The sequence below is a fragment of the Paenarthrobacter aurescens genome (assembly GCF_025421775.1).
GTDB lineage: Bacteria > Actinomycetota > Actinomycetes > Actinomycetales > Micrococcaceae > Arthrobacter > Arthrobacter aurescens_B.
Map to the genome: position 1 here is coordinate 687,818 of NZ_JAOEFX010000001.1, position 12,222 is coordinate 700,039.

Here is a 12,222-nt window from a genome sequence, read left to right on the forward strand (position 1 = left end):
ACATGTACAGCAAAGACGGCGAAAACTACTTTATTGTCGACGCCCACATCGCATTGTGGGATGCCCGCCCGGAAAACCAGCGGAACATCCCTGGTAAGCAGTTTATCGATTGCTTCTACGACTACCACCGCAACCTCTCTCCCGACGCGGAACAGTGGAGCTATGAGGAATTCCTTTACCAGGGCGGCCAACGCCTCATGAAGGATCTGTTCGAGGACGGCTACGTCGATCACGCGATTTTTCAGCCCGCTTACCTCGGAGCGTTCTACAAAAACGGATTTGCACAGGTTGAGGAGTCCTACGGCCTTGCCGCGGCGAATCCTGACAAGCTCACATACAACCACTGCTATGACCCACGCGACGGCGAGGCGGGCCTCGACCGGCTGCGCGCCGATCACGAAAAGATGGGCTTCAAAGGCGTGAAGCTCTACACCGCTGAGTGGCACGGCGAATCCCGTGGGTACAAGCTCTCAGACCCCTGGTCCTACCGCTATTTCGAGGAATGCCGCAAACTCGGCATCAAGAACATCCACATCCACAAAGGTCCTACTGTCCGTCCGCTTGACCGGGACGCTTTTGACGTCGCCGACGTAGACCAAGCAGCTTCAGACTTCACCGACCTGAACTTCGTGGTCGAGCACGTAGGCCTGCCCCGACTTGAAGACTTTTGTTGGATTGCCACCCAGGAGCCCAATGTTCATGGCGGCCTGGCCGTGGCAATGCCCTTCATGCACACTCGACCAAGGTATTTCGCCCAGATCATCGGCGAGCTCATATATTGGATCGGTGAGGACCGGATCCAGTTCTCCAGTGACTATGCCATTTGGTCGCCCCGCTGGCTGATTGAGCGGTTCGTTGACTTCCAGATCCCTGAAGACATGACCGAATATGCCCCGCTCACCACTGCCCAGAAGAAAAAGATCCTGGGGCTTAACGCCGCCAAGATGTACGACATCCCGGTGCCCGCTGAGCTTCAGCTCCCCGGCGCGGGCGAGACAAAGACCGGACCGCGGCAGCCCGAACGCGCCGACCTGGCAGGCATCCGGTGACGGCCCTGCGCGTCGATCCCGCGGCTGAAGCCCGCGCGGATGTGACCGAGGAGGAGATCCGCCGTGCGTTGGACTCGGTGTTCGACCCGGAACTGGACGAACCGATCACTGATCTCGGCTTCGTTCGTTCCCTGACCGTCCAGACCGGTGTCGATGGTACACGGGTGGAAGTTCACCTCCGCCTGCCCACTTCCTTCTGCTCGCCCAATTTCGCCTACCTGATGGCGTCCGACAGCAAAGACGTCATCTCGGCGCTACCGGCTGTGACGCAAGTGGTCGTCGAACTGGACGACCACCACGACTCCGACCTCATCAATGCCGGACTCGCCGCGGACGCAGGGTATCGCGGCACGTTCCTGCACGAGGCTGACGACAGCCTGGAGCAGCTGCGGTGGACCTTCCGTCGCAAAGCCCACACTGCTGCGATGGAGCGATGCCTCACTGATCTCCTGCGTTCCGATACAAGTCTCATGGCAACTGACATGGGGAGCATTCGTCTCCGGGACCTTCCGGCTGGACGAAACAAAGAAGCGCTGCTGCGCCGACGATCAGCACTTGGCTTGCCCGGGATTGGGGCTTCGATTGTCCTCGTGAACCACGAAGGGCACCCTTATCCCCCTGATGCCGTTCCGATGGCGCTGCGCCGCGCCCGCTCTACGCGCATCTCAATCGACGGGAACGCACATTTCTGCCGGGGCCTGCTGCGCACACGCTATGAAGGATCCGGCTCTGACCAGAGCACACGGTCCGAGGGTGCTGAACCCTCCGACCACCACCAATTACTTCCGCTTATAGTCAAGGAGATCCACCCATGAGCACCATGCGAGCCGTACAAGTCGTCGGCTACCACGAGGGCCTCAAAATGGCAGAAGTGCCCACTCCCGAAGTCACTGGCCCCTTTGATGTCGTTGTCAGGATCGGCGGAGCCGGGGTTTGCCGCACGGACCTGCACATTCTGGAGGGTCAATGGGCGGAAAAGTCCCAGGTCCACCTGCCGTACACAATCGGCCACGAGAATGCGGGATGGGTACACGCCGTTGGTAGCGCCGTCACCAACGTGAAGGAAGGCGACAAAGTCATCCTGCACCCCCTCATCACGTGCGGTCTGTGCCGTGCCTGCCGTTCCGGGGACGACGTGCACTGCGAGCAGTGCAAGTTCCCTGGCATCGACACCTCCGGTGGATACGCAGAATACCTCCTGACGACCGCCCGGTCCGTCGTCAGAATTGATGACTCCTTGGAACCTGCCGATGTCGCTGCCCTGGCCGACGCCGGCCTCACCGCATACCACGCGGCCGCCAAGGCGGCGAAGCGGTTGACCGCGAGGGACACCTGCGTGGTCATTGGTGCCGGAGGGCTCGGCCACATTGGAATCCAGGTACTCACTGCACTGACGCCGGCCCGCATTATCGTCGTGGACCGTAATCCTGCCGCCCTGGACCTGGCCAAGAGGATCGGAGCACACGAGGGCGTCCTGGCTGACGGATCACAGGTGGAGCAAGTCATTGCCCTCACCGGCGGTTACGGCGCGGAAGCACTCATCGACTTCGTTGGCGAAGGCGGCGCGACCGCCCAAGGCATCGCCATGTTGCGCCAGGCCGGGGATTACTACGTGGTGGGCTACGGCGAGAACATCGACGTCCCTACCATCGATATCGTTTCAGCCGAGATCAACATCATTGGCAACCTCGTTGGCTCCTACAACGACCTCCAGGACCTGATGGCCCTCGCGGCGCGGGGTGCTGTCACTCTTCATACCCAGAAATACGCCCTCGACGACTTCCAACTCGCGATCAGCGACCTCGAGGCGGGCAAAGTTCGCGGCCGGGCCATCCTGGTGCCCTGACGATCAATCAAAGGGCTCGATGCATCACCGTAGAAGTTGGCCTGACCGCGACCCCGCAGGTCGGACGCCGTCCTTCCGAACTGGCCTATCAAAGGAAAGAAATTGATCTTTATCACCGCAAAATTCGCCGTCCTGCCTGCTCACGCCGATGCATGGCCCGAAATCTCCAAGGATTTCACCACCGCAACCAACGCGGAGGAGGGCTGCCTGTTCTTCGAGTGGTCCCGCTCCATCGAAGAACCAACCACTTACGTCTTGATTGAGGCATTCCGCGACGATGAGTCTGGCGCAACCCATGTGCAGTCGACCCACTTCAGGGAAGCGGCCAAGAAGCTGCCAAGGTATCTTTCTGCGACGCCGGACATAGTCAACGTCAAGGTAGAAGGTTGGTCGAAGTTGGGCGAACTCGCAGTCAGCTAACCGAACAGCCTTGAGCATTTCTTCGTTTCTAACGCTGTGATGGAGGGCAACCGGGGAGCCCTTACAGGGTTTGCCTCGGGTACCCAAAGCAGAACAGCACTCAGCGCCGAACGCTTACTTGCACAGGAGACCATCATGAGGATGCAGGGACTACAGACCAAAGCATTACACCCGGGCACCACTGGCCCTGGGGAGGCAGGGTCCCGGATAGCAGTTTTGGAGAGTATCGCCCGCCGGGTGCGCTGGACCGCCGCCGCCATCGTGGATGCTGCCAACCGCGGACGCCCCAACACCAGCGGCATCAAGGTCGGCGGCCACCAGGCCTCCAGCGCTTCCATGGTTGAGATCATGACCTCTCTCTGGTTCTCCGAGCTGACCGCGGCGGACCGTGTGTCAGTCAAGCCCCATGCCTCCCCTGTCCTGCACGCTGTCAATTACCTCCTGGGCGACTTGGACGAAGACAAACTGGGCACGCTTCGACAGAAGGGCGGCCTGCAGAGTTACCCCAGCAGGTCAAAGGATCCAGACACAGTGGACTTTTCCACCGGGAGTGTGGGTATCGGAGCCACCGCCACCATCTGGGCGGCCATGTCACACCGCTTCGTCAGTGACAGGTACGCCGCTTCCCGCAAATCCGGTCGCTTTATCGGACTTCTGGGCGATGCCGAACTGGACGAGGGCGCCATCTGGGAAGCTGTCGCCGACCCCTCCGTGGCGCAACTCGGCGAACTGCTCTGGATCGTTGACTTGAATCGTCAGTCCTTGGACCGGGTAGTACCCGACTCGCAGATCATGCGCCTGCAAGGCATGTTTGAAGCCGCCGGCTGGCAAGTCCTGACCCGTAAATGGGGATCGCGGATTCAGGAACTCTTCGCCCGCCCTGGCGGGACAGACCTTCGCCGTCGGCTGGAGACCATGCCCAATGAGGAGTACCAGCGCATGCTCCGTTCCCCCCACTCGGAGATCTTCGACCGCTTGAGTTCCAGCGGTTCGACCCCCGCCATGGAAAGCCTCCTCAAATCACTCACCGCCACGGAACAGGCTGTGGCGGTACGGGACCTCGCCGGACATGACATTGGACTGCTGCTCGAGACATACAAGCAAGTGGACCCTACCCGGCCCACCGTCATCTTTGCGTACACGATCAAGGGCCGCGGCCTCGCCACGGAAGGACATCCGAACAACCACTCAGCCCTGCTGTCCGAAGATCAGATGGAAGCACTGGCCACGGCCTCCGGGATGGACCTTGGCGATCCTTGGCGGAAATTCCCCGCGGGAACGGTCGAGGAACGGGCCTGCGCCCGGGCTTCCCTCCGGCTCAAACGCAGGCAACCCGGGCAGGCCCCGCCCCTTCAGATCCCGTCTTCCCTGCCATGGGGCTACGGCGACAAAATCTCCACCCAGGCCGCGCTGGGACGGTTCCTGTCCGATCTGAAACGGGCAGCGCCTGAAGTGGCCCACCGCGTCGTCACCTGTAGTCCCGACGTCGCCTCCTCCACGAATCTCGGCGGCTGGATTAACAAAACCGGAGTCTGGTCGGTCGGTGATCGCCACGACTGGTTCGCGGACGACCTCGAACGGGTTCTCCGCTGGATTGAAAACTCCCACGGCCAACACATCGAACTCGGCATTGCCGAAACCAACCTCGTTGGCCTGGTCTCCGAACTCGGAGCGACCTGGAGCCGCTGGGGCCAGCCGCTGATTCCCATCGCCACCATCTACGACCCGTTTGTGGCCCGCGCCCTCGAACCATGGTCCTTCGGCATGTATGCCGGTGGCCAGTCCATCCTGATTGGGACGCCGTCGGGGGTGACTCTGGCACCGGAAGGCGGGGCCCACCAGTCCCTCACCACTCCCTCCATCGGCCTGGAACAGCCGGAATGTACGGCTTGGGAGCCAGCCTTCGCTCAGGATCTGGAGTGGTGCATGCTCGAGGCCATGAGCCGGATCGGCATTCCGGGCGGACGCTCCGCCTACTTCCGGCTTACCACCCGCCCCCTTGATCAGGCCCTGGCTGCCATGCCTGCGGACACGGTGCTCCTGGAGCGGCGCCGTAGGCACGCGGTGGCCGGAGGTTACCGACTGAGCGACCATGACCCGCTCCAAGACAACGTCACTCTGGTCGGCGTCGGGGCAATGATGCCCGAAGTCATCGCATCGGCCGCACGGCTGAAGGCGCTTGGCATCATGGCCGGCGTCGTCTGCCTCACCAGCTCCGACCTCGTCTTTGAATCCCTCCAGAGCCGCAACTCCATGAACCGGGGAGCCACGACGGACGGATTCGACATCATCGACGCGCTCTTTCCACGGCACGCCCCCGCGCCGCTCGTCACAGTCCAGGACGGGCACCCCCACGCCCTGTCCTTCCTGGCAGGAGCCCGCGGCGACCGCACAATCTCCCTGGGAGTAAAGGACTTCGGTCAGTCGTCTGATCTACAAGACGCCTACCGCATCCATGGCATCGACGAAGAATCAATCGTCAACGCGGCGGTGAACCTGGTCCGCTGATATCTTCCGTGTAAACACGCCGCTCTCCCCCGCCTGCAACCTCCTGACGTTTGTGCTGGCTCCTCTCCCTTGACTTTGTTACTGACCACAGCCACTGTTGTCGACAACAGGAGGGGGCATCCGTCCGTTCCTGGTCCAGTGGAGGATACTGATGGTCCGTGCCAGGTCGCTGATGCGCTCCGCGACCTCCGGAGACCGGGTTACCCGCGTGGAACTGTTCTTCGACCTGGTGTTCGTCTTCGCGCTGTCACAGCTGTCCCATCATTTGCTGGAACATCTCTCCTGGCTGGGTGCCGGGGAGACATTCGTACTGCTTCTGGCGGTCTACAAGGTATGGGTGTACACCACGTGGTCGGCAACATTGCTGGATACTTCGCTGCGGGAAGTGCAGTGGATGCTGCTGATCGTCATGCTGGTCACCCTGTTCATGAACGCCTCCATCGACTCGTCATTTGGCGCCTTCGGCTGGCTGTTCGTTGCCTGCTATCTGGCGGTCCAGTTGGGCCGCGGTGCGTGGATGCTTACGACGGGACTGGATAAGACAACGCACAACCATTTCGTGCGCACGCTCACCTGGGGGTGTATGAGCGCGCCTTTTTGGATTGCCGGGGTCTTCTTTGATGCGGTGCCACGTCTGATGATCTGGGGTGTTGCTGCCGCGATTGACCTTCTTGGCCATATGCTGGCTCACCGATTGCCGGGCCGCAAAACCGAAGGAAGCCGGGTTCCGCTCCCGGGGGAGAGGATGTTTGAGCGGTTTGGTTTGTTCTACCTGATCGCGCTCGGCGAGACAATCCTCTCTACCGGCCTGGCAATAGCGGGGAATCTGGAGGACCCTCTGATCTTTGTGACGGGGACTGTAGGTTTGGCTGGAAGCATCGCCATCTGGTGGTGTTACTTCCATAGCCTCGAACGGGACATCCTGGACAAGCTTGCCACGGTCGATGATCATTTTCGGCCGGGCATATTGGCGGGTAACACCTTGTTGATGCTCCTGGCCGGCCTGGTCCTTGTGGCTGCGGGCGATCAGCTTGTGATCAGCGATCCGTCCGCCCGTCCGGAACTGTCCACCGTGCTGCTCCTGTTTGGCGGCCCCGCCCTCTTCCTTGCCGGCCGAGGCATTTTTATCCGCCAGGTGTTGGGCCTGCGCCAGCCAACTGATCTCATCGGCATCGGCGCCTTGACGGTGCTGGCAGGTTTGAGCCTTCTCCTGCCTGCCTTCGTTGCCGCCATGGGCGCATTGCTTCCCCTCATTGGCGTAGCAGTTGCCGACACCGTGATCCGTCGCCGCCGAATACAAGCAGCAAATCAACTGACAGCCCATCCGATGCCAGGCGATAAGTCCTGAATCCAACCTGGCAGGCTAGGGCATCTTCGGCCAGTCCCCCTGCCTCTCATACCCGAGCGCATAACTTGCCTCCTGCCCCGCTCGGGCTACCACCGACGCCAACCGAGCAACGTCGCCAGGGCCAATCCGCTGGGTGGGGAACCCCAAGCCCACGGCACATGCGAGCCGTCCGGTGTGGTCGAAGACGGGGGCACTGATGGACCCGACGTCCTGGTTGCGTTCACCGAAAGCGGCATAAAACCCCTGTTCCCGCGCTACAGCCGCCGGCATCCTGACTGTCACCACGGAGTGTCCGACCTAAAGCCCTCAAGAGCGTGCTCGTCCAAAGCGTCCCCGACATACAGGCAGGCGGCCTCTCCCGTTTCGTCGCGCAGTTGCTGCAGAACCGGCTTCACCAGCCAGACCACATCCAGCCCGAACGTCCCCGGGGGTAGCCCAGCGGACCAAATCGATGCCTATCCGGTACCGGTCGCCGTCGCGGTCCCGGAACCCTCACGGAACATGTTCCGGACCAGCCGCTGGCAGGTGCTGGACGGCAGCCCGGCTTTCCGGATGATCTGCTGCAGTGTTGGGTCCGGCTCGTCCACGGAGAAGCAGTCCAGAATCACCGTTACCTTATGCAGGACCAACAAAGGCGAAGCCCCGAAGCCCACGAGGGCTCCGAAAAAGTCATCGCAGACGCAGCCGAAGGCAACGGACAACCCGCGCCGGTCACCAGCAGCGCAGGCGCTTTGGTCCGCCCCCCTCTCTCCTCCCCATGAAGAGGTGTAGGACAACCACGACCTACCGGACGAACCAAGAAAACACATAGCCCCAGTACAGAGCCAGCGGAGGGCCCGCCAGCCACGACCCTGAACCCGCTCCACCACAACCAAACAGGCGACCCGCGGCGCCAGGCACACCCCGCGGCCAGTGTCAGAGGGACCCGACCAACCAGAATGTACACACGTTAAAGCAAAAACCCCCTCTGACGAGGGGGTATGCCGTGCCCGAGGTGGGACTCGAACGTGATTCCAAGCCACGGAAACACTGGGAAGCGGCGGAAACATGCGGAAACAGGGCCAGTCCGACGGTTGTACGAGGCAGTCCGGGGTGCAAAGTGTGGACATTGTCCACACTTCCTTTTTGCTCATACAGGTAGCTTCCCGGAGGCCGTTGGCAGAGGAACCCAGAGGTCGGCCAAGGCGGCCAATGGACGCCCGTTGCAGGTCGCCTACGTCGAATGGATCGGCACAAGACACTGTCATCAGATTTCCTCCTTTCACACATCCATGGCGGTTCGATCAGAAGGCGACATGACAGTGCAGAACCTCGCTAAAGGACTGCCACTACAGGTTCGCAGAGGGGCGACCATTTTCTACCCGAGGGGTAGTGGCATGCTGAACGTGATCGTTTAAGTCCCTGCTGAAGCATTGGAGAATCCGGCGCACAGGGGCCGCGGGCCTCGCCTGTCGTTTGATGCTCTTCCGACCTGATCAACAGCAGCGCCCGTTTTGGGTCAAAGACACGCGTGCAACATCACTTCCTATAAGCGGAAGTGAAATCGTAACTGGCTGCCCAGGGCAGCAGGCCAGGTGCGGGATGCGGACCTTTGGCCAGCCAGTCGTTGCTGATGTCGGTTGCCTTAGTTGCGTGGAGCACGAGCTGGACGGCAAGTGCGGACCCGGTGACTTTGGCGTACGCGACTGCGGTTTCGCCGACCGTCTCAGTGTATTCAAGCAGGTGAGCGCAGGATACGTTGCTGAGTTCCCCGACTCGTTCTCCATCGATCCGTATTTCAACAAAGGCGCGTTCGTTACCGTCCTTCAGAGTGCGGGTCTCCTTGTGAAGGCTGACCAGCAAAAAGCCGGTGGCCGCGGGCGGGACCAACACCAAACCTCCATTTGGGAACATGAGTGAATGCGGGTTGGGCACCAAATCGTCGAAGTTCCGGCCTGCCGCCACTCTTCAAACTGAACGACTCAACAGGCTGAGCCCTGGCCCAACCACCAATCAAGCCAGCTACACCCCTCCGGTCGACCATGTGGCATGCTTCAGGCATGACTCAGCAGCCAATGGCCCCCAAACCTCTCATCAACCCCCAACGATGGAAAATCCTTCATGGGGCTCACGCAGCCTTCATCGCTGAGTCATCACCGGTCTACGACGAAGTACTGGTCGAGGTCGCCGGCCGCATAGAGAAGTCAGGAAGTGTCGGCAAGGCTGACATCGGGGCAATGGTCTTGTGGAAGCGTGTCAGGGCCGACACCCGCTGGGTCGGGGAGCTAATGGCCATACCTGAGATGAATGTCCGCGCAGTGACGGAGAAAGCCGTGGCTGCCGTCAACAGCGAGGCCGTAACCACTCCACAGGCAGCCTCCGACGGCCGCAGGGCCCTGGCAACCTTGCCTGGCTTGAAAACCGGCGATGCGTTTGCCTCAGCATTGCTACTGGCATCAGCTCCACACCGAATGGCTGTGTACGACCGTCGCGCGCAGACAGGCCTGAAGGAACTCGGACTGACTCTCTCTTCAAAACCTGGGCGCTACCGGCGCTACATGGCACTTGTGGAAGAGCTCTGCTTGACAGCTAAGCACCACGGCCACACGTGGATTGCCCGTGACGTCGACGTGGCGCTCTATAAACTCGGCGGGCCAGGTACAACGGTACCCACTGCATCATGAGAGGACATGACCGCCAACAACCTGGCAGAGGTCCGATGGTGATTAGCAGCCGAGAGAAGCGTCTACGGGAAGTCGAACGCCTATCAGCCACCGGTATGACTCAAAAGGGTATCGCTGGCGCCGTGGGCGTACATCCCCGCACAGTGGCCGACGACATCGCTATCTTGCGTTGGAGAAGTGCCCACCGGAAATCCGAAACAACAACACCAAACCCCTCCCTGTTCTGGAACAAGAAAGCCACCAACAATCGACGCCTAGGCAATGGACCACGCCCCTGCCCTGCGACGAAGCGTGGGCTTTGACTCCCAGGAAAGCCGGGGTCTATAAATGGTTCCTCACAGGCGACTTGCCCGTCCCCTTCTACTGGCCCGACCATTTCACCCCAATCGTGCGAGACGACCTCATTTACATAGGCAGAGCCAACAGTCTCCCCACACGGGCCAAGCACCACAAGCTCCAGACATCCAAGTCGTCTCTGCGCCGGACACTCGCTTCACTGATCGGCTTACCAGCGCTCTGGGAACGAAGCTCGGCCCATCCGGGAATCGACGCAGGCCATCATGCCCTCCTCACGACATGGATGACGGGCAACCTTGCAATGAGCTTCAGCGAGATTCGTGCAGGCGAAAAATTAACAGACGTCGAAGCTACCCTCCGAAACCAGTTCAAAGCACCGCTGAACAAAGACAACAAAACCCGGAACAGCGCTATGCGTCCGAGGTTGGCAAGGACTGGCTATCCGCAGCCGGACCACGCACTGAGGTGTTGCGCTCATGATGAATAGCTGTCACCGCACAGCTGCCGCGGTTGCCTAGCGTAAGCGTGTCCAGGAACAGCCGAACCAGCGTCCGGCGCCAGCTCGAACTAAAATGTCACTGTGATAGTTACCCTGACCATACAATCCGGCGAGAATGAACCGGACCTCGTCAGTGCCGAAGCTGCAACTTACGAAGAAGCCAATGTAGCAGCCGAGGCCCGGATTCCTGACGGCTTCAAAGCGATCGTCATCCACACTGACGATCCTGCATTTCAAGCATGAGTGAACGGGAAACCTACTTTCAGAAGTTGACTCCTCGCGAGACGGAACTTGCCTGGACAGGCATGAAATTCGACTTCCAGCGGATCGAGAAGTGGCACAAGGCTGGTCAGGACGCTTGGAATGTGTCGTCAGGTTCACTTCTGGACGCTGTTGATGGACTCAATGAGCCCCTTCAGGTTTCACATCTCATCGGCTATCTGCTTCATACCGCGGTGGATCACCTCCACGCCCTCAAAACGCTGTTGGCAGATGCCAATGCCCAGCACACCTTCGCCCCCTACACGTTGATCCGTGGTTCAATCGAGGCAGCCTCCACCGTTCTTTGGGTTCTTCAAGACGACGTTGCTCGTAGAGTAGCCCGCAGGGCCCTCACTTTGGAGTACCAGAACCTCAAGGACCAACGCCGCGCTACTAAGCTGGTCGATGCCCAAGCCGACTTTGATCCTGAACTTATGGACGTCCTCAAGCAAGTTCTGGGCAGCATGGACCTGACCCTGGGCATGGTGAAGGACCCACCGCATGTCAGCACCATCATCAGGGATGTAGCCGAATCCTTCGAACTGCCTGCCTCGCAACTAACCTGGCAAATGTGTTCTGCAGCGGCACATGGCAGGCCTTGGGCTAAGCAATTTCTCACCCTATTTGAAGCCATCGATGATGATGGCGTATCCAAGACACTCAGTGGCCAACTGACATCCAATCACCTGGCCATGGCGATTTCCCTCAATACTGCCTGCGACGTCGTCGACAAAGCTCGAACCGTGCGTAATTCCTACTCACGAAACCCCAATCACACTGGCGAAAGCTTCACCAAGCCATCAAACCGACTTCACTTGGTCAAGAACAGTTTGTTGCTGCCAAAATACTAAACATCAAGAAACAAAGTTCCTGTCGTGAGCCCAGCTTTCTAGTCCAGTAATTTCACTGCTTCGGCAGCGAAAGGCCCGACTGAAGACGTTCCACCCGGATACGCTGACTTACGATGCTCACACCCAGAGGACACAAGCCGGCGAGCCAAAGAACGCCCTCTCATTGGTCGCCCTCGAAGCGGCTTGAGGCGTTCGCGAGGAGCATTCTTTTCGACGTCATCACTCCTCGACCTCAAGAGCAACGGAATGCTCCGGTGCACGGCACGAGATTCCCGCATCCGAGAAACTTTCTAAAATGGCGAAAATCAATCTGGTCGAGGTACTAACTAAACGATACAAACCGCACTCTAGCACCCACTTCCCTTGCCCAACAGCACGGAGGCATCAAAAGGACCTACGATTATGAATGCCCTCACCATCAAGGACCCCGCCGACCTGGTCAGCTTCATCGGCCACACCCCCGACTTCTGGCCAACAGAA

Annotated in this window: 13 protein-coding genes; 10 read left to right on the forward strand and 3 right to left on the reverse strand. The window is 60.1% G+C overall.

Translation table 11 applies throughout. The features are described from left to right. The first annotated feature begins 2 nt into the window (after nt 1–2). The 6 genes from N7568_RS03155 (at nt 3) to N7568_RS03180 (ending at nt 7,171) form a co-directional block, all read left to right on the forward strand. Nucleotides 3–1,049: an amidohydrolase family protein gene (locus N7568_RS03155; protein WP_261608448.1), complete on the forward strand. Its 1,047-nt coding sequence runs from the start codon at nt 3–5 to the stop codon at nt 1,047–1,049. Beyond that, on the forward strand, nt 1,046–1,864 hold the full coding sequence (locus tag N7568_RS03160) for a metal-sulfur cluster assembly factor (RefSeq protein ID WP_261608449.1): 819 nt from the start codon (nt 1,046–1,048) through the stop codon (nt 1,862–1,864). Before N7568_RS03155 ends, N7568_RS03160 begins: the two co-directional genes overlap by 4 nt. Beyond that, the gene (locus tag N7568_RS03165) at nt 1,861–2,895 is read left to right on the forward strand and encodes an NAD(P)-dependent alcohol dehydrogenase (protein WP_261608450.1); all 1,035 of its coding nucleotides are present in this window, start codon (nt 1,861–1,863) and stop codon (nt 2,893–2,895) included. Before N7568_RS03160 ends, N7568_RS03165 begins: the two co-directional genes overlap by 4 nt. Nucleotides 2,896–2,997: 102 nt before the next feature. Next, entirely contained in the window at nt 2,998–3,315 is a 318-nt protein-coding gene (locus N7568_RS03170; RefSeq protein ID WP_261608451.1) for a putative quinol monooxygenase, read from the forward strand. A 135-nt stretch (nt 3,316–3,450) separates the two neighbouring features. Beyond that, nucleotides 3,451–5,823 carry a transketolase-like TK C-terminal-containing protein gene (locus tag N7568_RS03175; RefSeq protein ID WP_261608452.1) on the forward strand — a complete coding sequence of 791 codons (2,373 nt, stop codon included), beginning with the start codon at nt 3,451–3,453 and terminating at the stop codon, nt 5,821–5,823. Nucleotides 5,824–5,974: 151 nt separating this feature from the next. Beyond that, nucleotides 5,975–7,171 (forward strand): low temperature requirement protein A, encoded by a 1,197-nt coding sequence (locus tag N7568_RS03180; RefSeq protein WP_261608453.1) that lies wholly within the window; start codon nt 5,975–5,977, stop codon nt 7,169–7,171. A 15-nt stretch (nt 7,172–7,186) separates the two neighbouring features. On the opposite strand, the gene N7568_RS25915 is transcribed toward N7568_RS03180, so the two are convergent. From N7568_RS25915 to N7568_RS03190, 3 genes are all read right to left on the reverse strand, one after another. After that, nucleotides 7,187–7,441, reverse strand: coding sequence for an IclR family transcriptional regulator domain-containing protein (locus N7568_RS25915; protein ID WP_368736505.1), 255 nt, complete (start codon nt 7,439–7,441; stop codon nt 7,187–7,189). 185 nt (nt 7,442–7,626) lie between these two features. Beyond that, nucleotides 7,627–7,872, reverse strand: a complete 246-nt coding sequence (locus N7568_RS03185; protein WP_261608454.1) for a helix-turn-helix domain-containing protein — start codon at nt 7,870–7,872, stop codon at nt 7,627–7,629. Between the two features lie 817 nt (nt 7,873–8,689). Further along, on the reverse strand, nt 8,690–9,043 hold the full coding sequence (locus tag N7568_RS03190; protein ID WP_261608455.1) for a hypothetical protein: 354 nt from the start codon (nt 9,041–9,043) through the stop codon (nt 8,690–8,692). 167 nt (nt 9,044–9,210) lie between these two features. Between N7568_RS03190 and N7568_RS03195 the strand changes: the two genes are divergently transcribed. The 4 genes from N7568_RS03195 (at nt 9,211) to N7568_RS03205 (ending at nt 11,742) form a co-directional block, all read left to right on the forward strand. Beyond that, nucleotides 9,211–9,834 (forward strand): hypothetical protein, encoded by a 624-nt coding sequence (locus N7568_RS03195; protein WP_261608456.1) that lies wholly within the window; start codon nt 9,211–9,213, stop codon nt 9,832–9,834. Between the two features lie 298 nt (nt 9,835–10,132). Beyond that, a complete protein-coding gene (locus tag N7568_RS25920; RefSeq protein ID WP_368736503.1) occupies nt 10,133–10,618 on the forward strand; it encodes a GIY-YIG nuclease family protein in 486 nt (161 codons plus the stop codon). A gap of 93 nt (nt 10,619–10,711) precedes the next feature. Next, the gene (locus N7568_RS03200; protein ID WP_261608457.1) at nt 10,712–10,873 is read left to right on the forward strand and encodes a hypothetical protein; all 162 of its coding nucleotides are present in this window, start codon (nt 10,712–10,714) and stop codon (nt 10,871–10,873) included. Then, on the forward strand, nt 10,870–11,742 hold the full coding sequence (locus tag N7568_RS03205; protein WP_261608458.1) for a hypothetical protein: 873 nt from the start codon (nt 10,870–10,872) through the stop codon (nt 11,740–11,742). Before N7568_RS03200 ends, N7568_RS03205 begins: the two co-directional genes overlap by 4 nt. The last annotated feature ends 480 nt before the right edge of the window (nt 11,743–12,222 follow it).